The sequence below is a fragment of the Thermodesulfobacteriota bacterium genome, assembly GCA_040757775.1.
In the GTDB taxonomy this organism is placed as follows: domain Bacteria; phylum Desulfobacterota; class UBA8473; order UBA8473; family UBA8473; genus UBA8473.
Window position 1 is genome coordinate 177,247 of the sequence record JBFLWQ010000002.1, and the last position, 20,131, is coordinate 197,377.

Below are 20,131 nucleotides of genomic sequence, written 5' to 3' on the forward strand. Positions count from 1 at the left end.
CTTTCCATGGTTTAAAAAACGTATAATGTAACTTCATGAAAGGAAATTTCTATGACAAAGAGTAAACTAGTTGAAAAAATATCTGAAAACCTCACTAGCATCACCAAGAAAGATGTCAAAATAATAGTCGATATTATGTTTGATAGCATGATTGATTCACTAAAAAAGGGCGAACGAATCGAAATCCGTGGGTTTGGAAGTTTTAAAGTAAAGGAAAGAAACGCCAGGAATGGAAGAAATCCCAAGACCGGGATTATTGTGAACATCCCTGAAAAAAAGACTATATTTTTTAAACCTGGTAAAGAACTTAAAAAAAAGGTAGACTATCAGATAAGTTAATTTTGTCTCTTTTCCTTCCTGCACACTCCTTGTGAGTAATTAGTCCACCCCGAAAAATGAAACATTCATGTCGCATGGCAACACAAAGGAGAATGAAAATCCCCTCTCACCCCATAGGCGCCAACTTAAGAGAGTAGGATTCATTCGTCATTCCGGCAAAACCCGTATCAAGTAAGGGGCAGGCACCGGAATCCAGAGAACTATACAACTGGATTCCCGTTTTCACGAGAAGACAGATTAGAGTAGGGAATTTTCCAGGACGAACTAACTATGTAGTTCTATATAAATGCACTAAATTTTGAATCAGGAATAAATTAATGACAATAGTTGCCTCTATTGATATTGGTACCAATACAATTCGCCTTTTAATCGCTGATATAGGTGAGAGAAAAAAACTAAAAAGGATAGTATCAAAGAGGGATATAACCAGACTGGGAGAAGGCTTTATTAAAAAAAAGGAAATATCCTTTAAAGCGACCAAGAGAAGTATCAAAGTCTTAGAGGAGTATTTAAACCTGGTAAATAAATACCGGGCAAAGAAAACCCTCGCAGTGGCTACCAGTGCCGTGAGAGAAGCTGCCAATAAAGATGAATTTCTAATGGAGGTTTATCGAAGTACCGGTTTGGAGGTACAGGTCGTCTCAGAAAGGGAAGAGGCCAGCATGACATTAGCAGGTGTTCTATCGATTATAAGCGAAATTATCGGTAGAACCTTAGTCATAGATATTGGAGGAGGAAGCACGGAATTTATCACCATTGAAGGCAAAATCCTTATAACGACTCACAGTTTAAACCTTGGAGCAGTGTATTTAACTGAAAGATTTATCCACTCTGACCCACCACCTCACCTGGAACTTGAAAACTTAAGAGAGTTTGTTGCTAAAAGACTATCCTCCCTGCCATTGGCAGGACTTTCTTTTTCTTCTTTATTGGGCACTGCTGGGACAATCACCACACTGGCAGCAATTGACCAAGAAATGAGTACCTATGACCCAGAGAAAATAAACAAATACACTTTGACCAGAGAAGCGGTAAAGAGCATTTACAACAGACTAAAGAGTCTTAATAGAGTTGAACGATGCTTAAATCCAGGCTTGGAAAGAGGAAGAGAGGATATAATTTTGGCTGGCACCATTGTTCTCCTGAGTATTATGGAAACCCTCAATTTTAACGAAATAACAGTTAGCGACTATGGGTTACTGGAAGGAATAATTATAGACAACTATAGAAAAAGGGGAGACCTTTTTTAATTTATTTCGTGTTGCCTCCGATATCCCTATAGCAGTGCTTTAATATCTTCGGCTATATCATTTACTGCTTGTGCCCCCAGCCGTTTTGTCTTCATAACACCATCTTTCCCTATAAGGATAAACGCAGGAATGCCAACTATTCCATACTGCTTACTGAGGCTGCCATCGTCTACAAATACTGGATATTTGATGGAATTTTTTTGCACATATGAGTTTACCGCTGGTATTCCAGATGGGACAGAATCTACGGACACTGCTATAATGTTTAAACCTTTTTGTTTATAATTGGTATAAAGGTTCCGTACTTCCGGGGTAATTTCTCGACACGGACCACACCACGTAGCAAAGAACATGAGCAGTAAAACTCTGCCTTTATATTTTTTGAGATCCAGTTTCTTTATATCAGTACTGACTATTTCAGAAGGCGCTGTAATATCCTCTGATGGAATGACAGATGTTTCAGCTGGTTTTTTAGGAACAGGTGGAACCTTCATAGATTCCGGCGCAGGAACTGTTAGTTTGGTGATTCTCTTTTCAGGGGCTGTTAGAGCAGTTGAAGGTTCTGCTGTTTTCTGTTTTGGGAGTAACGCAGAAGGTGCTTTTTCTTTTTTCTGCACAGAAGATGGTAATGGAGTTTCAGCTGGTTTTCTTTCAGGGGCTGGTGCAGTTCTTACAGGTGCAGAAGTAGAAACCGGTGCTTTAGACTCTTCATCCTTTTTGCAGCCTGTTGAAATAAAGGCAGGCACAGACAATAACAGCAAAAAAAGTAAAAGCCTTTTCATTGAATCGCTCCTATATAATTACATTGAGATAGTGTTTGCAGTATTAATACCACATATATTAACTGTTGTCAAAAATTCAACAACTACAATTGATGGACAAACTCCTCAATAACCTTAAAGTATTTCTTCATTCCTCCCATCATTATAATCAAACTTTTCTCCTGTCATCCAGAACCCCCGCATCTTGAGGTATAGTCCCTTCTTCTATCAGTACTACATTGGACTTAAGACGTATAACCTCTTTTAATTCATTGGTTAAAAATCCCTCTATCTTCCCCTTATCCACTAGTTTATTGAACTCCACCTTTATAGTTAATTCGTCCTCCAGTCTTGGTCTATCTACGATAATCTGAAACCTGCCCAACTCTGTATGCCTCTTTATCACGCTTTCTACCTCGGAGGGGTTAATAAACATCCCCTTCACTTTTGCTATATCACTGGTCCTTCCTAAAATTCGCTTTAACCTGGGGGTTGATCTTCCACAAGGACAAGGCTCTAAATTCAACCCTTCTGTTATATCACCTGTACGATACCTGATTATTGGCATAGCCCTTCTGTATATATCGGAAGCCACAACTTCGCCACCCTCACCAAAAGGAACATGCCTGCCCGTCTTAGGATCGATAACTTCTACAAGGATTTCCTCATACAGATGCATACCGCCGCCCTCAGGACACTCGGCTGCTATCAGCCCAAGGTCAGCAGTTCCATAAGCCTCTCTGACCTCGGCTCCAAACGTCTCTTCCAGTCTACCTTTTGTATCTTCGGTCCTTACATCTCCCAGTACAATAAGCAGTCTCAATGATAGTTCCTTGCTGGGATCAATTCCCATCTCCTTTGCCGTTTCTCCCAATTTTAATACAAACATCGTAAATCCCATCAAAACTGTGGTCCCGGTTAACCTCATCATCTCTACATGCATTTTAGACATTCCAGGCCCCCCTGGCAGAACCGCACAACCGATCTTTCTGAATGCCTCATCAAGAGCAGTTCCGGCAATGACCCAGTGAAAGTTAGCAGCTAAATTCACTATGTCTTTTTTCCGAGCTCCACATATGTAAAAACCCTTGGCTACCATCGATGTTAACATATCATATTCTTCTTTTGTAAAAGGCAACGCTATCGGTCCAGGAGCTATATATATTCTGGAAAGATCTTCAGGGTTAACAGCAAGCAGATCGCCAAAAGGGGGATGAGCTTTCTGATTTTCAATTATCTGGATTTTCGACAAAAAAGGGACTCTTTCATAATATTCTTCAACTGTCCTCATATCATCTATCCTAACCCCGGCATCTTCGAAACTTCTCCGATAATACAGGGCATTATTATATGCGTATCGTAACTGGGGCAATAGGTTACTCCATTGATATTCCAGAAGCTTATCCCTTGACATCGTCTCTGTTTCCGGGTCCCAGTACATTTCCTTTTCCAGCATTTATTAATACCTCCTCATATAGTCTTTAAAGTATTGCCGTTATCCCAATTCCACAAAAAATTACATTCTTTATTTATTTATATAGGCTTTATGGTTCTATTACTATACAACCTAAAAAAACGTCAAGAGTTTGCCAAAGGTTTATCCGGTTGTTTTAGCACCAAAGAAAACGCTATTGAAACTGCGTAAGACCCAAAAGCCAGTAAAAAGGCTAAAGTATAATTTCCCATAATATCGTAAAGATACCCTCCCAGTACAGGACCTATCATTCCACCAATACCGGCACTCGTTGCTATTATCCCTATTATCTCTGCCAGAGAATGTGTCCCAAAAAGAGAACCTACTAACCCAGGCAGTATAGGCACCTTGCCCCCATAAAAGAAACCAAATAATGCTACAAACACATAGAGTGCCCATGCGCTTTTAACAAAAATAAGCCAGAGGACCATAATCCCACAAAAGCCTATACATATAATAAGCCCATACTTCCACCCTATCCTATCTGAAAAACTACCCATTACTATCCGGCCTAAGATACTGAACCCACCTATAAGTCCTAGGGCACTGGCTGCAATTACCTTTGGAATCCCTACATCTGTGGCAAAAGGCACTATATGAACCATTATCAAAAATAAGGGGAGAATAGCAAAAAAGTGGACAAGATATATTACCCAAAAGGTCCATGTCTTTATTGCATCTCTGGTAGTCCAGATCCGCAATCCTTCTTTACTGACAGTGCCTCCACTGTTATCTGCATATTTAACTCTTTGAAAAGAGAAATCATGTCCCTTTTCGTTATTAAACCCATATGGTTTTAACCCAATCTTTTCTGGACTGGAAACCATTATCATGGCAAAAGCCATAAGGAGAAACATAGATGCACCACCTAATATTATGTAAGCCATTCTCCAACCGTAGGACCAGATAAAATACTCCGTAAGAGGTGCCAAAATCATGGTCCCAAAACCAACTCCCGACATGGCGATACCCAACACCAGCCCTCTTTTTTCTGCGAACCATCTCTGCACTGTAGCAGATGGGAGAGAATAGACAATCCCTGCACCTAAGGAGGCTACGAAACCATAAAAGATATATAAATGCCAAATATTCCTGATCTGACTGGAAAGCATCAATCCTGCGCCTATAAGAAATGCTCCAATGGCTAAGGCTAACCTTGGACCATATGTATCAGTCACTCTACCTATTATGATACCGGATATGCCATAGACCACCAAATGTACTGAAGAAACAGATGCAGTCAGTGCCCTGCTCCAGCCAAACTCTGCTTGCAACGATTTAAAGAATACACCAAAAGTGTAAAAAAGCCCATAAGACATGGCTGCCATAAAGGAGGCTGCTACTATTATCCAACCATAGAAAAATACAGGTTTATTTCGTTTTTTCATAAAAAATTTTTCTCAAATCTCTCTTCAATATCTACAATATTTTTAAGACCTTTTACATCTGGATCGGATGGAATTTGCCGTTTCAAGAAACTCCTTTCCAACTATCAACATACTGACTTTAGAATCATTCAAAAGGAAAGACAGTTCTTTTCCTGTTAATCTGAAATTCAGTGGAACAACAATCATCCCGCTCTTTGCCGCTGCAAAGAAAACCTCTATATGTCTGTGACAGTTATGTTCCAGGATTGCTATCCTTTCCCCTTTCCTCATCCCCATCTGGAACAATGCATTTACCAGCGAATTGATTCTTTCATTCAACTCTTTGAAGCTGAATTTAATATGACTATCTATACAAACTACAGCAGTTTTCTGTGGAAATTTTCGAATATTTCTAGCCAGCAAGTCCCCCAGAACCAATCTGATGTTACCCCCTACCTACCCTTAAACTGCGGTTCCCGCTTCTCCATGAAGGCATTTACCCCTTCTGCATGATCTTCGGTATCACACAATCCAGTCTGAACCATAGCCATATGGTCCAACGTTCCTGTCAGATCTGAATCCAACCCCCTGTTTATTGCGGATTTTGCCTTGCCAATAGCCTTAACTGCCCCCTTTGTCAACCTTCTTGCCAATTCCATTGCCTCATATTCCAGCTTGTCCGCGGCAACCACGCGGTTTACCAGACCAATCCTCTCTGCCTCTTTTGCATCAATTATGTCTCCGGTAAATATAAACTCTTTTGCTCTGGCAAGACCGATTAACCTGGGTAAAAGATATATCCCCACCATACCGGGAATCAGTCCGATCTTTATAAACAGTTCACCAAATTTTGCATTTTCTGATGCTATTCTCATATCACAGGCTATAGCAAGTTCACAGCCACCGGCTGTGGCGTATCCATTAACCGCGGCAATAACCGGTTTTTCCAGGGTTATTATACTCATAACCAACCTCTGTGCCCTGGGACAACCCTCCTTTACAAAGGCACAATTTGCCTGCACATCAGATAAATCCGCCCCCGATGAAAATGCATCCCCTGCCCCGGTGATAATCAGAGCCTTAACGTCATCATCATTTCCGGCTTCCTCAAACACCCTTCTAAGCCCTTCAACCATTTCCATACTAAGAGCATTTAACACATGGGGACGATTCAAAGTTATCTTTAAAACCCCCTCTCTCTTCTCCAAAATAATGGTTTTATCTTCCACCTGTATCTCCCTTCCCTTTTTTCAGCGCCCCAGTTATTTGGCTATTATGAATAACAACCATATAACAGCCTCAATATCTCTCTGTCAATAAATTATTAGGAGATTACTGAAAAACGAAAAAATTCCCTTTGAAGCGAACATCTGCCTGTGCGTTGCATGCAGACAGGTGGGTAGGATTTTTGAGTTACCCCTTCCCGGAGTTTCTGCCGTGTTTCCTGATAATCAGGGAATTTATTCTGAGGATCGGATTCTGCGTTTGCTTTCCATGCTTTCCAACAATAATCTTTGACTTTTATTAGCAGTAGATATAAAATTTGTCAAAATTATGTTTGTCGGCAGGGTAATTAAGTATTATGTATATTAATTGTTAGCACTAAAGACCAAAATAATGCCCATGAAACAATACTTGATAAAAAGAATAAAAAAGCTCTTCGAAAATATTGAGTCCACAATAACGACTCTAATTGTTCTTTTTCTTCTAAGTAGTTCAGTTGGTATTCTCGCCGTATCAAAGAAAGCATTAAATTTCTTCCTTCAAACCATAAATATACCAACGCCACTATACATAACAATAATCCTGCTGGTCGTTGTTTTAATACTTCACTTAAAGGCAAGAAAAAGTTATTCATCACAAAACCTAGATTTACTGGCGAATATTATTGAAAAAAATTCAATGCAAGATGCCGCTATTGATGAACTTAATAAACGAATTGAAACCATCGAAAGACACCTCGAAATTGATGGAGTTAGTAAACTCAATGAATATATTAAAAAACTTAGCACGCCAAAATAAAGGAAGGTAATCATGAAGAGAACCAATGTATTGTTTGCGCTTCTCGTTGTTCTTTTTTTGGCTGGATGTGTCACTAGCAAATTCACACAGACAGGAGAAGCATACCCGCCTTATGAAGGAATAGTCAAGGTTTTGACTGAGCCACCCAAGGATAAGAAGTACGTAGAAGTTGGCTGGGTTGCTTCCTCTGGAGGTATGATTCATGAATGGACAAATTTGATTGAAGCAATGCAAAAGGAAGCTGCTTCTAAAGGCGCAAACGCAATCATTCTTAACCAGCAATTCGGGCTTGTCGAAGGATCGAGTACGAAAAAATCCTTGATGGCTATAGCCGTAAGAATACTTGAATAGTAAGACATAATCAATCATTCGAGCCGTCCCTAAAAAAACATGCAAAGGAGCTTCTATGGAAAAGAAATTTAATGACTGTAAACTTGGTGGAACACATCATTGTCCCAAAATAACTAATCCAATTATGAAAACATCAATACCGCCTAGAAAAGATACCGAACCGGTTACCCATGAAATTACAGAAACCCTTATTGATGTAAGAAATCAAATATGCAGCAAATGCGATTCATTTACGGACAATTTGGATGTGATTCCTTAAACATAGATGGAGTATCAATAAAAACGTTCAATTCTCTTAACTTTACACGAATAGCATTAAACATAGCATGGAATAGTTCTTTAAATACCTCTTCTTTGAGAGTTCCATTATCATACGATTCAGACATGTCTATGCCTTGCTGATATTCTTGACTGTTATGACATAGAACAAAACTTATTTTTAGCATAATAGCCTCCTTAAAAGATTTGTGCTAACAAATCATTGGAGTTGACGGCCAACATGTCTGCATGGTTGGATTTAATCCGTTCACTCAGTGTTACGCCATGTCTCTTAGGACATATTGGCCGCAACTCACTTCTATGTTATGTTTAGGATGAATAAATGCAATTACGCTTCAGTGAACAGAACTTAATAGGATTATCGAATAGATATAATTATCGAATAGCGGACGATGATATTATGAATCTAAAGGATAATATTCAATCTAAAAGATATATAGAAAAGAAAGAATTATTTAAGATAGCTCATTGGAAAGCTCCTAGAAGCGCAAATCATGTGTATAAGAATGATGAAGACTATATAAACGAAGTTACAAGGTTATCATTCACAACAACATCTGAAAGAGCAAAAATAGAAGTATTAACAATTCTTGATGGCGTATCTTGGCCCACTGCATCGGTCATATTGCATCTATTCCATAGTGATCCATACCCAATATTAGACTTTAGAGCATTATGGTCTGTGAGTTTAGATGTTCCAGTTCAATATAGTTACAAGTTTTGGTGGCCATATGTTGAGTTCTGTAGAGATATAGCAGGACGCAATAATGTTGATATGCGAACATTGGATAAAGCATTATGGCAGTATTCAAAAGAAAACCAAGAAACATAACAAGTCATTGGAGTGAACGAGTGCCACAGGACACTTTTTGAGGTAGCATTATTATGAGGAGTGCAAATCGGTTTGTACGAGAAAAGAGGGACGACCTTAAATAATTAAATATCCACACTGTTTAATAATGTTATTTACGAATTTAAGGTCGCCCCCCAAATCCCCTGTGAGTAAGAAAACATGAAAAAGGCATCAGAGCTTCCATGGGCTTCCGGTCCCGGCGAAATACTTCGGCATGGGTTATCACTACTTAATCGTGATACGGATACTAATCGTCGTCTCGCAATGATCAGCATCGATAATGCCGTAGAACTTATGGTAAAGACTTATCTGGGTCTCCCCAAAAGAATCACGGGGCTGTCCATCACTAGGAGAGAATATAATGACATTGCAGAAAGTTTCCCGGCTTTACTCGATGGACTAGAGAAACATGCTCCTGATAAGCTCGACGGGATTGATCTTGGCACAATCGAGTGGTACCATCGCTTGCGTAACGAACTTTATCACCAAGGTAACGGTCTTACGGTTGAGCGTGATAAAATCGAAATTTATGCGGAACTCGCCAATCTCATGTTCAAAAACTTATTTGGCGAGGAACTTGTGCCACATGCCACACCGGCAACGGAACTCCTCGGTGAGTTCATGGCTACATGGGTTTCGATTGAGCGAGTGATGTATCGTTTAGCGGAGTTAACATATCCTGACCGACTAGAAGGAAAACGAATCAATATCGGACCGATTCCAAGTTTTCTTGCGCGAGACAAAACGCTTGACAAGTCTTTAGCTTCTGAAATTGATCACCTTCGGCAAATAAGAAACCAGATTGTACATGGTGAAGCCGATTATAAATCAATAATAACAGCAGATATAATGACGAAGATGCAGAGTGTCCATGCAGTGCTTGATAAGAAGATTTCTGAAATAGAGGAGAAAGAGAAACAAAAATGAACTCATAACAAGTCATTGCAGTGAACGAGTACCACAGGACACTTTTTGAGGTAGCATTGTTATGAGGAGTGGGGTTGGTGGGGTCAAACCTTGAATTGTGAATAAACGTTTTTCAAGAGATTAAAAAAATGGCAGTCGGAATTTCAAAACAATAACATTCAGATATAATGGATAAAATACCTCAATCCTAAAATGAAGTTGACGCCAAAAGGCGCGGCACAACTTATTAATTCGTTAGATTTAAAAACGAAACTTTTGATCCCTAAAACTCACCGCTAATAAAACACGAGTAAAACACTGAGAGCAAAACATATGAACGCAGTTGAAATTATGAAAGACCTGTTTTTTATCGAAAGGGGATATCTGAATTCGAATCACTTCGTTTATCGATCAGAACAACCGGCTCTCATTGACACTGGTTATGTCGCTGATTTTGATATAACAGAGCGCTTGATAAAGGAAATAGGCGTCAAGCTCGCACAGACTCGGTTAATCATAAGCACCCATACCCATTGTGACCACATTGGAGGAAATAGAATTATTCAAGACATATCTGGTTGTGACATCGCCTTGCACAAAGTTGGGAAATATTTTATGGATACACAGGATGACTGGGGCACATGGTGGAGGTATTACAGCCAGGAAGCTGATTTCTTCAACTGTACCAAGGCATTATATGACGAAGAAGTAATCCCCATTGGGCCCCACGAATTTCAGGTCATCCACACACCAGGTCATGCCTCTGATGGTATCGCCCTCTACAATAGAAAAGCAAAAATTCTTATCTCTGGAGACGCGCTTTGGCAAGAGAGAATACCCACGATTACGATGCGAGTAGAAGGCAGTACATGTCTTTTTGATCTTTTGGAGTCCCTCGAAAAACTTGAATCGCTTGATGTAGGAATCGTGTATCCCGGGCACGGGAGGCCATTTGCAGATTTCAAAGAGGCCATATCCAAGAGCAAGAGAAAGGCTAGGGACTACATTAATCACAAAGAAAAAACCGGAGACTCCCTCCTCAAGAAGATCACTATCTACACCCTTCTTATGCACAGGCAGATGGATGAAGAAAAGTTTTTCGACCTTCTGATGGAAACCTATTGGTTCAAGGAGACTATTGATCTATTCTTCAATGGTGGATATCAGCAAAAATATGATGAAGTCATGAGCAATTTCCTACGGCGCGATATTGTAAAACGTAAAGATGGCAAGTTATTTACAACTGTGAAGCCCTGAAAACAAATCCCTCGCAGGTTTTTGTTAGTGAATCCTGACTGGGGGGGGATCCCCTAATGAAATCAACCTAACCAGCGGCTGAAGGCGGACGAAAATGAACCGCGCCGTTGAGCCTGTAGAAAAACCCTGGATTTCTCCAATAATTACTTTATAAGACGACAGATTTATGGTACTATCACTGTAATGATATGAAGTCAAACCTTGTCTGCATGGCAGGCGTTTAGCCTTTATACAAGGAGATACCAGTGGCCCGGCGCACGGAGATAAAAGATAATTTGGCAAAGAAGATATGCAAAGATTTGGGAATTCCATCAATAAAATAACACCGAACCTCTCACTCCTTTAGACAAAAAGAGTCAAACGAGGAACAAAAGATGAAAAAGTTGGGGGTCATAATTTTACTGGGTCTATTTTCACTATGCCTGGAAGGATCAGGAGTCTGGGGACAGGAGTATGGGCAAGCCCAGAAGAGAATTATGATAGAACGGGCAGAAAAGGTGACAGGGAAAAAGCTGGAACTCGTCAAACGCGTGGTCGAAAAGTACAAGGATTGCCGGGTTCTCTTTGAAGGCAACAAGTTGACAGGGTTGGTCATCAATGGCAAGATATACCGCGATTTCACCATGGTCATCCGCGACGCCAAGAAGACCATAATTGTAGTTACAGCCGATGGTGTGGCCAGTTTTGATTACTGAATGGATTCATGCCGCGGCATCCTTGGAACTAATCTATATATTTTTTCTTGTCTTTCCCCATTAGTTTGCTATATTAAGTTTAAATCAATTCCCATCTACTTTTAAGCACCTCTGAAGATAAAACACCTCTTCTGGACTCACAATGATTGAAAAACGTGTAAACTCCCTGCCGATATGGTTCTTTGAGAGTCTCTTGAAACATGAAAATATTTCTCACTTTGTATCTGGAAGGATGGGTGGCTTCAGCAACCCGCCATATGGCTCTCTCAATTTAGCGTTTCATGTGGGAGATGATCAAGAAAAGGTATACAAAAATAGAAATTTGCTCGCATCATCTCTTGATATTTCTTTAACAAACTTTACCTTTGCCAAACAAATTCATGACAGCAGGGTCAAAATCGTTACGGAAGAATCGAAATCAAGTGGTGCATTTGAACAGCAAACAGCATTAGATGCAACAGACGCTATGGTAACTGACATCCCCAACATCTGCCTTGTCGTTCTCGTAGCCGACTGTGTACCTGTCCTATTCCTTGATCCAATTAAGAAGGTGATAGGAGTTGCCCATGCCGGATGGAGGGGTACAGTCCAAAGGATAGTCCAAAACACTATGAAAGTATTTCTGGAAAAATTTGGTTCTTCGCCAAAAGACATCATCGTGGGGACTGGTCCTTCCATTGGCCCATGTTGTTATGAAGTAGGCCCCGAAGTTATTACTCAAGTTGAAGGCACATTTCATAACAAAAAGGGTTATATTGAGAAGAATCCCATGGAAGATGCTAAAGGGTATCTCAACTTGTGGGAGACAAACAAAACACTGCTTGCAGAAATGGGCATACCAGAAAACAATATAGAATCAGCAGGGATATGTACACGTTGCAATCACAATTCGTTCTTCTCGCACAGGCATCAAAAAAGCGGAACGGGTAGATTTGGAGCGGGGATCATGATCAAGAAGGTTTAGAAGATATGGGGAAGAACAATGGGGTAGTATCTTAATTATTCATTTTATAATCAATAAAAAACCATAGAAAGAACCGGAGGATAACATGCTTAAAAAACTCTTTTCCCTGACACTAACTTTAATTATGTTTATGATAGTTCCAATCAGCAATGCAATAGAAATTGATGGTATCAAGATCCCTGATTCCCTTATGGCCGGCAAAACCAGCTTGATTCTAAACGGGGCTGGTGTGCGAACTAAATTCCTGATAAAATTATATATTGGTGGTCTTTACCTTATGCAGAAGGGCAATGACTCCAAAAAAATTATAGAGGCAGATGAACCGATGGCAATAAGACTCCATATTATCTCCTCTTTGATTACCAGTAAAAAGATGGAAGAAGCAACAAGAGAAGGTTTTTTTAGAGTCACACGTGGAAATATTGTCCCAATCAAGCCTGAGATAGAAAAGTTTATCTCAGTTTTTAAAGACAGCATAAATGAAAACGACATCTATGATTTGATTTATGAGCCTGGCAGAGGAGTAGAAGTTTATAAAAATCATAAAAAACAATCTCTAATAAGTGGTATAATCTTTAAAAAGGCTTTGTTCGGTATATGGCTTTCTGATAACCCGGCACAAAAGAGTCTGAAAAGGGAAATGCTAGGGGGAAAGTAAGGGTGGTGCCTCCTGACTGTTGGAAAAGAGGGTAATGTATGCATTTTCAAGCAGTAGTCTTCGATTTGGACGGGACATTACTTGACACCCTGGCAGATATTGCTAACTCGGCGAACAGTGCCTTAGCAAGATACGGGTTTCCCCCCCGTGGAGCAGATGATTATCGTTACTTCGTTGGCGAGGGGGTAAATATGCTTATATCGCGCGCACTGCCTGCTGAAAAACGGAATGATAGGATAATTTCGGACTGCGTAAAGGCATTTCGTGAGAGTTACAGTTCCAACTGGAATGTAAATACCAAACCATACGACGGCATTATGGAGCTTTTGGACGAAATCACTGCCAAACAGTTAAAGATGGCCATACTCTCAAATAAGCCTGACGATTTCACAAAACGTTGCGTCCGTGAGCTTCTGTCGGACAAGAGCTTTGAAATGGTTCTGGGCTATAGAGAGGGAATCCCGATGAAACCTGACCCGGCTGGCGCTACCAAAATCGCTGAGGCTCTCGGTATTGCATCATCACAATTTCTTTATCTGGGAGATAGCGGCATAGACATGCAGACAGCTACCCGTGCGGGAATGTTTCCAGTGGGGGCAGCATGGGGTTTTAGAACCCCTGGAGAGTTGATGACATACGGTGCTCAGGCAGTGATCGAGCGGCCAATGCAACTCCTGGGTCTCCTTGGATAGCACTTTGCCATCCTTTATTTCCCCTGAAACTTAGGTTTCCTTTTTTCCATAAAAGCGGCCATACCTTCCTTGTAATCCTCACTGGCAAAGCAGCAGTCAGCCAGATTCTTCAGTCTTTCAAAGTTCCGCTGGGATGGAGGCTTTAGAAGCTCTTGAATAGACGCTTTGTGAGCAGCCAGACTCAGGGGAGCTTTGCTGGATATCTTCAGGGCGTATTCCCGAGTGTAGTTTTCCAGTTTAGTTTTAGGGATTACACGATTGATAAGTCCCATGTGATAGGCCTCCTGAGCATCATAGCTTCGGCCGGTAAAGAGAATCTCGGAAGCATTAGCCGGACCCACGAGACTAACCAGTCTCTCTGCACCACGTTCCAGAGAATAGACAATACCTAAATGAGCAGCAGGGATGCTGAACCTGGCATCATCCGCAGCAAGACGTAAATCGCACATCATCGCCACTGAACACCCTCCCCCTATGCAAAATCCGTGGATCATAGCAATCACGGGCTTCTCCAAATCTATCAAATCAGACAGTGCCTTGCTGACAGCCTGGTCGTATTCGCCCGCCTCAACCCCAAAGCGAACTTTTTCAAACTGGGAAATGTCTGCCCCGGAGATAAATGCATCTTCGCCTGCCCCTCGGATGATAAGAACCCTGAGTGTGTTGTCTTCTGCTACCTTTTTCACCAGCCCGGGCAGGGTCTGCCACATCTCCAGGCTTATAGCATTGCGCATCTCGGGACGGTTAACTACAATCCAGGCTAGAGGAATCTCTTTGCGAAGATAGAGTGATTGGTCTGTCATGTTGTTACTCCTTTGGCAGTCTTGATATGAAAGCACATCCCTTGATTACCTGTATAAGAGGGAATTCATAATCACCTGCCTTTTTACAGATGGGTATACAGTTAATCGTTGCGTGAAGGAATGGGAGATTATATTATCATTTTATTATCCAATGTCAATATCTTTGCCATGCATAAAGTATTTGGGAAAAAGGGGATTAAAAAAGGGATGGATATTTATCACTGGCATGTGGTAAAATAAAAAACAGCCAAAGATTCTGATTCACTATATACACACAGGCAGGGGAAAAAATGAGCCGTGGCATTTTTAAACATGACGATATGAAGCAGATGAATGCCATTGGAATCACCGAGGGGCAGGTCATATCTCAAATAGAAATCTTCAAAAAGAAACCCTCTTATATGAAGTTGAGTCGCCCCTGTATTATAGGGGACGGCATAAGGGTTATCCAGGAAAACGAAATTCAGAGCCTCATCCTCAATCATCAAGATGCGGCGGGTAAGGGGTGCCTGCTGAAATTCGTGCCAGCTTCAGGAGCAGCCAGCCGTATGTTCAAGTCGCTGCTTAATCTCAATAACGTAAATCACGAGATTGACCGAGACTATATTGCCAGAAAAGCAGGAGAAGACAGTGAACAGACAGAAGATATTCTTTCTTTTATGAACGGGATAAGGAAATTCGCCTTTTTCGATGACCTTAAATCGTCAATGTATGATGCCGGGCTTGATATAGATAATCAGATAAGCAAAGGTCAATTTAAAGAAATTATCTCCTGCCTTCTTAACCCCCAGGGTCTTAATTACGCTAACCTGCCCAAAGGATTGCTCAAGTTCCATCAATATCCTGATGCCAGCCGGACCGCTTTTGAGGAGCATCTGGCCGAGGCTGCGGATTATGTCAGGGACGCCCGGGGTTTGTGTCGTCTCCACTTCACCATTTCCCCCGAACACCAGGAAAGTTTTAAAGGTCTTATGGAAGATGTCAGGCGTAAGTATGAAAAGAAATACAATACCCGGTTTCAGGTGGAATTTTCTCTTCAGAAGAGATCCACCGATACTATTGCAGTGACTCTGGGAAACCAGCCCTTTCGAGAAAGGGATGGAAAGCTCCTGTTCCGGCCTGGAGGACACGGTGTCCTTATAGAAAACCTAAATGGCATCAAAGGAGACATAATTTACATAAAAAATATTGACAATGTTACGCCGGACCGGCTAAAAGGGCCAACATTTCTCTGGAAAAGGATCCTTGCCGGTTATCTGATTGAGTTTCAGAAAAAGGTTTTCACCTACCTTAAAAGGTTGGAGGAAGGGGAACTTGAGAAACGATTCCTTGATGGAGTCATGGAATTTGCCAGAGACAGGCTTGTTTTGCTATCCTCAAACAGCTATCAGCATATGTCCGCAATAAAAAAGAGAGAGTTTCTCATGAGTAAACTCGATCGTCCCCTCAGGGTTTGCGGTATGGTTAAAAACCAGGGAGAACCAGGAGGCGGACCCTTCTGGGTTGAAGAGGAAGATGGCACCCTATCTCTGCAGATTGTCGAAAGTACCCAGGTTGATCCCAAATCCAATAAACAACAGGCAATATTCGCCTCGGCGACCCATTTTAACCCTGTAGATATTGTCTGCGGAGTCAGGAATTATAAAGGAAAACCCTTTAATTTAAGAAATTATATGGACAAAAATGCAGTCTTTATCTCCCGGAAATCTAAAGAGGGCCGGAATCTAAAGGCACTGGAGCTTCCTGGTCTGTGGAACGGTGCCATGGCTAATTGGATTACTCTTTTTGTGGAAGTTCCAGTTATCACTTTTAATCCTGTAAAAACCATAAATGACCTGCTTCGTGAGGAACACCAACCCCAATAGGAGGGTAAAGGAAAGAAAATCTCTTTCATTATCTAAAAAGGAGGTATATACTACGAAAGAGCTGGATAATACGGAAGATACCTGTCTTTATTCAGGTGAGGCTGCCTGTCTGGGATTCAATGACTGTCTCACTAAAGAGGAAGAGATTATTCTTGCGGATATTAGGGCACTTAGTGAAAAGGCTATGAATATAAAAAACAGGTTGAAGCTTATGGAGGGTCGCACTACCGGGGATATGTCAGGGTCTCAGGAGGAGACTCAACAGATTAGTCCCGGGCGCCAGGCTTTGATGGATGAGCTGGATGATCTGAGAAAAAACAGGAAAGAGCTTGACAGGCTGATGGAGGGAGCACATCATCGTAAGATGGTACTGTTAGGTCACAGAAAGCCATAACCTACTAATCTGGCAATGGGAAATGCCTAACCAAAAAAGGAGGTCAAAATGAAAAAAATTGTAACCTTAATAGCAGTAATCTCCATGCTTACCAGTCTTTTTTGCCTTGAATCATTTGCTTCATTTGCTCAGCGAGGGATGAAGTGGAAAGGAAGCAGCGGCTGGGGAATGAGGACTCAATATGCCAGGATGTATGATTCGAAAAGCGTTGAAACAATTACTGGAGAAGTCCTCAGCATAGATAAAATAACCCCGATGAAAAGGATGTCTTACGGTATACATCTGATAGTTAAAACAGACAAAGAAACTATATCAGTACACTTGGGGCCCGGGTGGTATATTGAAAACCAGGACATCAAGATCAACCCAAAGGATAAAGTTGACGTCAAAGGCTCAAGAATCACATTTAAAGGGAAACCAGCCATTATTGCCGCTGAAGTAAAGAAAGGTGATGAAACACTGAAGCTTCGGGATGAAAACGGCTTCCCTGTCTGGAGCGGTTGGAGGCGACGTTAAGTCAGCATCCCTTTTTATGTTTATGGGGTACTTTCCTTATTCAAAATATTGTTTAGTTCCCTGGTTAACTGTTCAATTATAGAGGCATGAAATTGAATCCTGTCAATTATGCCTTTAGAAGTGCTGTCAGAATCAGATACCCCCCTACCATCTATATCAGGGGGGGAAACAAACTGGTCTGATTCTTTCTTCTTTGAGACGAGATAACCCTCTTCTAAAAGCTTTACAAAGTGGTCAGACATCTCTTCAGGATCGAATCTGCCATCGGGTTTATACCACTTATATGCCCAGGTACACATCCCCAGAATAGCATTTACGTGCAAGGCTACATTTGATGTCCGGATAAAAACCCCCTCCTCCACGCCTTTAGAGTATACATCTTCGAATATTTTGTTGTAGTTACGTTTTTTTCTCTGTATTGATTTGTAGATCTTGCTTGGGAGTTCTCCCTCTTCCTGGAAAAAGATCTTCATCATAGGTTGTCTCTTTATAATAAAATTTTTTATATGGTTTCTAATGATTTCACGAATTTTTTCAGTTGTAGATAAGCCGGAATTGGCTATTTCTGAGATCTGTTCAACTGAATCCCTGATTGTCTCCTCATATATCCGGACAAGGAGTTCCTCTTTGCCCTTGAAATAATAGTAGAGGGCGGCTTTAGTCGTTCCAACTTCTTTTGCCAGATCGTTCATAGTGGTGGAATGGTATCCCTTTTCATAGAAGAGACTGGTTGATGCCCTAATGATCTCATCTTTTTTTGACATGATAGCTCCTTAATAAAAGTTACCATACGGTCAGTAAACTATTAATGTATCTCTTTACAGATTATATTATGATAAAAAGGATTATATTGCAACATAAATATATCCGCAGGCAAATCAGTATGACTTATTGATTTATTTGAATATTATAGCGAGTTCCGGCTTTTCTTCGTCATTTTTCAGCAGGTTGCAAAAATTTCATCTTGACAAAAAATCCGAAATCACATATGAATAATTTACTCGATGGTAGGTAAATAGCTTGGGGAATTTAAAAGTATTGAGGATTAATTTTAATGAAGTTTAATCTTTGTGGTTTGACCAGATGGACAACGAAGGTAAGTTTATGTTTTCCAGGAAGACCCTTGATAGAATTAATGAGATGATGAGGGATTGGGAAGAGGAGGTAGGAGAAGATTAAACTGCAATTTAAGAATGTCTGAAAAAAAATCAAAAGCGAAGGGGGGTGTGATATTAGTAACTATGGGAAGTAATTTTGCCGGTAACAAAATATGTTCTTATAAACAAAAAATTTTAAGGAAGGATAAGACTATGAAAAAGGAATGTGTATTAAGTGTATTTGTTTTGATATTTTTCACTTTCCTTTTTGTTTCTGACGGCTATTCAGCGGAAACAAGAGGTGTAACCAAAGATACCATTAAGATAGGGATTATGATGAGTCAAACAGGTTCTCTAGCTGACACCGGGATTCCATACACAACTGGTGCAAAAAACTATTTCAGATACCTTAATGATAGTGGAGGGATAAACGGGAGAAAAGTAAATGTTCTTGTAGAAGACGACAGGTATGCTATACCAGCTGCAATTGCAGCGTTCAAGAAATTCGTATACAAGGATGAGATAATGGCGATGATGGGTGCAGGGGGAACTGCCCCTGTAACCGCCCTGTTTAAATCAATCGAAAAAGAGAAGATGCCGACAATTGCAATAAGCCTGGCAGAAAGCATTGTTAACCCTCATAAGAGGTATATGTTCATTGCCGGAAGTACTTATAGAGAACAAATGGGGATAATTTTGGATTATCTCATGAATGACCTGCCTATAAAGAAACCCAGGATCGCATTTGTGTATCCCGATCATCAGGCTGGGTATCAGGACTTAAAACCATTTGAGGAAAGGACAGAGAAATACGGCATCAAGCTGGCAGACAAAGAGGTTCTAAACTTTGGGGCAATGGAGGCTACCGCCCAGGTACTCAATATTAAAAAAGCAAAGGTCGATTATATAGTAATAGGGGGTTCCATAGTACAAAACGCAAATGTTCTCCTCCGAGAGCTTCGAAAATTTGGTATTTCAACCCCGGTATACGGGAGCTTTGGCACGTGCACTGAGAATTTAGTCGAGGTAGCGGGTGAGGCTGCAAAGAACTTTTACGGTGTAAACACCTTTAGTTCATGGTACGAGGATGCTCCGGGCGTTAAATTCATGAGAAAGATTACAGAAAAATACAAGACTGGTGAAGACAGGTTGTTTAGGAGCCGTTTTAATACGCAGGGATGGTTGTGTGCAATTATCTTTGCAGAAGGGATGAAGAGAGCGGGGAAAAATCTCGATGGAGAAGCCCTCATAGATAACATAGAAACCCTTAAGGATTTTGATAGCGGCGGACTCACTGGTCTTCTTACGTATGGAAAGAATAAACACTACGGAAGTGAATACTGGAAGCTCTATAAGGCTAATGTAGAAAAGAAGATTATGGAACCCCTTACAGATTGGAGAAAACCTCTGGAGCTTAAATAAATTTCTTAACTTACAGCAATTCATAACAACAGCACCATAACAACAGCGCACTTAATTGTGCTGTTTAAAGGGACATTCTACCAGTCTTTTAGTCTTCTGGATTCCTGTGCCTGCCCCGTACTTGATACGGGGCAGGCAGGGATAACTATTGAAATCATGCGGCAAG

The 20,131-nt window shown here is 40.8% G+C and carries 24 protein-coding genes; 17 read left to right on the forward strand and 7 right to left on the reverse strand.

Translation table 11 applies throughout. The annotated features are described in order from the left end of the window. Positions 1–51: 51 nt before the first annotated feature. Both AB1401_02270 and AB1401_02275 read left to right on the forward strand, forming a co-directional pair. Positions 52–339 (forward strand): integration host factor subunit beta, encoded by a 288-nt coding sequence (locus tag AB1401_02270; GenBank protein ID MEW6614283.1) that lies wholly within the window; start codon positions 52–54, stop codon positions 337–339. Positions 340–656: 317 nt separating this feature from the next. Further along, complete coding sequence (locus tag AB1401_02275) at positions 657–1,589, forward strand: Ppx/GppA phosphatase family protein (protein MEW6614284.1); 933 nt, start codon at positions 657–659, stop codon at positions 1,587–1,589. A gap of 26 nt (positions 1,590–1,615) precedes the next feature. On the opposite strand, the gene AB1401_02280 is transcribed toward AB1401_02275, so the two are convergent. Next, complete coding sequence (locus tag AB1401_02280; GenBank protein ID MEW6614285.1) at positions 1,616–2,038, reverse strand: TlpA disulfide reductase family protein; 423 nt, start codon at positions 2,036–2,038, stop codon at positions 1,616–1,618. Here AB1401_02280 and AB1401_02285 point away from each other — a divergent pair. After that, positions 1,941–2,483, forward strand: coding sequence for a hypothetical protein (locus AB1401_02285; protein MEW6614286.1), 543 nt, complete (start codon positions 1,941–1,943; stop codon positions 2,481–2,483). The two genes, AB1401_02280 and AB1401_02285, sit on opposite strands and share 98 nt — an antisense overlap. A 36-nt stretch (positions 2,484–2,519) precedes the next feature. Here AB1401_02285 and AB1401_02290 read toward each other — a convergent pair whose 3' ends face one another. The 4 genes from AB1401_02290 to AB1401_02305 all read right to left on the reverse strand — a co-directional run bounded on the left by AB1401_02290 (position 2,520) and on the right by AB1401_02305 (position 6,420). Continuing rightward, positions 2,520–3,806 (reverse strand): hypothetical protein, encoded by a 1,287-nt coding sequence (locus tag AB1401_02290; protein ID MEW6614287.1) that lies wholly within the window; start codon positions 3,804–3,806, stop codon positions 2,520–2,522. Between the two features lie 122 nt (positions 3,807–3,928). Next, the gene (locus AB1401_02295; GenBank protein MEW6614288.1) at positions 3,929–5,212 is read right to left on the reverse strand and encodes an MFS transporter; all 1,284 of its coding nucleotides are present in this window, start codon (positions 5,210–5,212) and stop codon (positions 3,929–3,931) included. A 42-nt stretch (positions 5,213–5,254) separates the two neighbouring features. Beyond that, positions 5,255–5,629, reverse strand: a complete 375-nt coding sequence (locus AB1401_02300) for an AMP-binding protein (protein ID MEW6614289.1) — start codon at positions 5,627–5,629, stop codon at positions 5,255–5,257. Positions 5,630–5,643: 14 nt separating this feature from the next. Next, positions 5,644–6,420 (reverse strand): enoyl-CoA hydratase, encoded by a 777-nt coding sequence (locus AB1401_02305; protein MEW6614290.1) that lies wholly within the window; start codon positions 6,418–6,420, stop codon positions 5,644–5,646. Positions 6,421–6,826: 406 nt separating this feature from the next. Between AB1401_02305 and AB1401_02310 the strand changes: the two genes are divergently transcribed. The 10 genes from AB1401_02310 (at position 6,827) to AB1401_02355 (ending at position 13,868) form a co-directional block, all read left to right on the forward strand. Beyond that, positions 6,827–7,213, forward strand: coding sequence for a hypothetical protein (locus AB1401_02310; protein MEW6614291.1), 387 nt, complete (start codon positions 6,827–6,829; stop codon positions 7,211–7,213). A 12-nt stretch (positions 7,214–7,225) separates the two neighbouring features. Then, positions 7,226–7,564 (forward strand): hypothetical protein, encoded by a 339-nt coding sequence (locus AB1401_02315; protein MEW6614292.1) that lies wholly within the window; start codon positions 7,226–7,228, stop codon positions 7,562–7,564. A gap of 55 nt (positions 7,565–7,619) precedes the next feature. Then, positions 7,620–7,823, forward strand: coding sequence for a hypothetical protein (locus AB1401_02320; protein MEW6614293.1), 204 nt, complete (start codon positions 7,620–7,622; stop codon positions 7,821–7,823). A gap of 420 nt (positions 7,824–8,243) precedes the next feature. Then, entirely contained in the window at positions 8,244–8,675 is a 432-nt protein-coding gene (locus tag AB1401_02325; protein MEW6614294.1) for a hypothetical protein, read from the forward strand. Positions 8,676–8,855: 180 nt separating this feature from the next. Continuing rightward, complete coding sequence (locus tag AB1401_02330; protein MEW6614295.1) at positions 8,856–9,623, forward strand: hypothetical protein; 768 nt, start codon at positions 8,856–8,858, stop codon at positions 9,621–9,623. A gap of 312 nt (positions 9,624–9,935) precedes the next feature. Then, positions 9,936–10,859 (forward strand): MBL fold metallo-hydrolase, encoded by a 924-nt coding sequence (locus AB1401_02335; GenBank protein ID MEW6614296.1) that lies wholly within the window; start codon positions 9,936–9,938, stop codon positions 10,857–10,859. Between the two features lie 374 nt (positions 10,860–11,233). Further along, entirely contained in the window at positions 11,234–11,554 is a 321-nt protein-coding gene (locus AB1401_02340; protein ID MEW6614297.1) for a hypothetical protein, read from the forward strand. A 142-nt stretch (positions 11,555–11,696) separates the two neighbouring features. Then, on the forward strand, positions 11,697–12,518 hold the full coding sequence (gene pgeF, locus AB1401_02345) for a peptidoglycan editing factor PgeF (GenBank protein ID MEW6614298.1): 822 nt from the start codon (positions 11,697–11,699) through the stop codon (positions 12,516–12,518). Between the two features lie 85 nt (positions 12,519–12,603). Beyond that, positions 12,604–13,176 carry a chalcone isomerase family protein gene (locus tag AB1401_02350; protein ID MEW6614299.1) on the forward strand — a complete coding sequence of 191 codons (573 nt, stop codon included), beginning with the start codon at positions 12,604–12,606 and terminating at the stop codon, positions 13,174–13,176. Between the two features lie 38 nt (positions 13,177–13,214). Continuing rightward, complete coding sequence (locus tag AB1401_02355) at positions 13,215–13,868, forward strand: HAD family hydrolase (GenBank protein MEW6614300.1); 654 nt, start codon at positions 13,215–13,217, stop codon at positions 13,866–13,868. 14 nt (positions 13,869–13,882) lie between these two features. On the opposite strand, the gene AB1401_02360 is transcribed toward AB1401_02355, so the two are convergent. Then, on the reverse strand, positions 13,883–14,671 hold the full coding sequence (locus AB1401_02360; protein MEW6614301.1) for an enoyl-CoA hydratase: 789 nt from the start codon (positions 14,669–14,671) through the stop codon (positions 13,883–13,885). Between the two features lie 290 nt (positions 14,672–14,961). Here AB1401_02360 and AB1401_02365 point away from each other — a divergent pair, with 290 nt between their 5' ends. From AB1401_02365 to AB1401_02375, 3 genes are read left to right on the forward strand one after another with little or no spacing between them, the layout of a single operon-like run. Then, entirely contained in the window at positions 14,962–16,536 is a 1,575-nt protein-coding gene (locus AB1401_02365) for a DUF4301 family protein (protein MEW6614302.1), read from the forward strand. Then, complete coding sequence (locus AB1401_02370; protein MEW6614303.1) at positions 16,514–16,930, forward strand: hypothetical protein; 417 nt, start codon at positions 16,514–16,516, stop codon at positions 16,928–16,930. Before AB1401_02365 ends, AB1401_02370 begins: the two co-directional genes overlap by 23 nt. Positions 16,931–16,978: 48 nt before the next feature. Continuing rightward, positions 16,979–17,446, forward strand: coding sequence for a DNA-binding protein (locus AB1401_02375; GenBank protein ID MEW6614304.1), 468 nt, complete (start codon positions 16,979–16,981; stop codon positions 17,444–17,446). 20 nt (positions 17,447–17,466) lie between these two features. On the opposite strand, the gene AB1401_02380 is transcribed toward AB1401_02375, so the two are convergent. After that, on the reverse strand, positions 17,467–18,210 hold the full coding sequence (locus AB1401_02380; GenBank protein MEW6614305.1) for a TetR/AcrR family transcriptional regulator: 744 nt from the start codon (positions 18,208–18,210) through the stop codon (positions 17,467–17,469). Positions 18,211–18,756: 546 nt separating this feature from the next. On the opposite strand from AB1401_02380, the gene AB1401_02385 reads away from it, so the two are divergent. After that, complete coding sequence (locus AB1401_02385; GenBank protein ID MEW6614306.1) at positions 18,757–19,965, forward strand: ABC transporter substrate-binding protein; 1,209 nt, start codon at positions 18,757–18,759, stop codon at positions 19,963–19,965. Positions 19,966–20,131: the final 166 nt, after the last annotated feature.

Coding starts and splice junctions, on each gene's coding strand:
- AB1401_02360 (MEW6614301.1), bottom strand. CDS start 14,671: ATGACAGACCAATCACTCTATCTTCGCAAAGAGATTCCTCTAGCCTGG.
- AB1401_02340 (MEW6614297.1), top strand. CDS start 11,234: ATGAAAAAGTTGGGGGTCATAATTTTACTGGGTCTATTTTCACTATGC.
- AB1401_02320 (MEW6614293.1), top strand. CDS start 7,620: ATGGAAAAGAAATTTAATGACTGTAAACTTGGTGGAACACATCATTGT.
- AB1401_02335 (MEW6614296.1), top strand. CDS start 9,936: ATGAACGCAGTTGAAATTATGAAAGACCTGTTTTTTATCGAAAGGGGA.
- AB1401_02375 (MEW6614304.1), top strand. CDS start 16,979: ATGAAAAAAATTGTAACCTTAATAGCAGTAATCTCCATGCTTACCAGT.
- pgeF (MEW6614298.1), top strand. CDS start 11,697: ATGATTGAAAAACGTGTAAACTCCCTGCCGATATGGTTCTTTGAGAGT.
- AB1401_02325 (MEW6614294.1), top strand. CDS start 8,244: ATGAATCTAAAGGATAATATTCAATCTAAAAGATATATAGAAAAGAAA.
- AB1401_02295 (MEW6614288.1), bottom strand. CDS start 5,212: ATGAAAAAACGAAATAAACCTGTATTTTTCTATGGTTGGATAATAGTA.
- AB1401_02330 (MEW6614295.1), top strand. CDS start 8,856: ATGAAAAAGGCATCAGAGCTTCCATGGGCTTCCGGTCCCGGCGAAATA.
- AB1401_02380 (MEW6614305.1), bottom strand. CDS start 18,210: ATGTCAAAAAAAGATGAGATCATTAGGGCATCAACCAGTCTCTTCTAT.
- AB1401_02290 (MEW6614287.1), bottom strand. CDS start 3,806: ATGCTGGAAAAGGAAATGTACTGGGACCCGGAAACAGAGACGATGTCA.
- AB1401_02385 (MEW6614306.1), top strand. CDS start 18,757: ATGAAAAAGGAATGTGTATTAAGTGTATTTGTTTTGATATTTTTCACT.
- AB1401_02315 (MEW6614292.1), top strand. CDS start 7,226: ATGAAGAGAACCAATGTATTGTTTGCGCTTCTCGTTGTTCTTTTTTTG.
- AB1401_02285 (MEW6614286.1), top strand. CDS start 1,941: ATGAGCAGTAAAACTCTGCCTTTATATTTTTTGAGATCCAGTTTCTTT.
- AB1401_02275 (MEW6614284.1), top strand. CDS start 657: ATGACAATAGTTGCCTCTATTGATATTGGTACCAATACAATTCGCCTT.
- AB1401_02270 (MEW6614283.1), top strand. CDS start 52: ATGACAAAGAGTAAACTAGTTGAAAAAATATCTGAAAACCTCACTAGC.
- AB1401_02365 (MEW6614302.1), top strand. CDS start 14,962: ATGAGCCGTGGCATTTTTAAACATGACGATATGAAGCAGATGAATGCC.
- AB1401_02350 (MEW6614299.1), top strand. CDS start 12,604: ATGCTTAAAAAACTCTTTTCCCTGACACTAACTTTAATTATGTTTATG.
- AB1401_02355 (MEW6614300.1), top strand. CDS start 13,215: ATGCATTTTCAAGCAGTAGTCTTCGATTTGGACGGGACATTACTTGAC.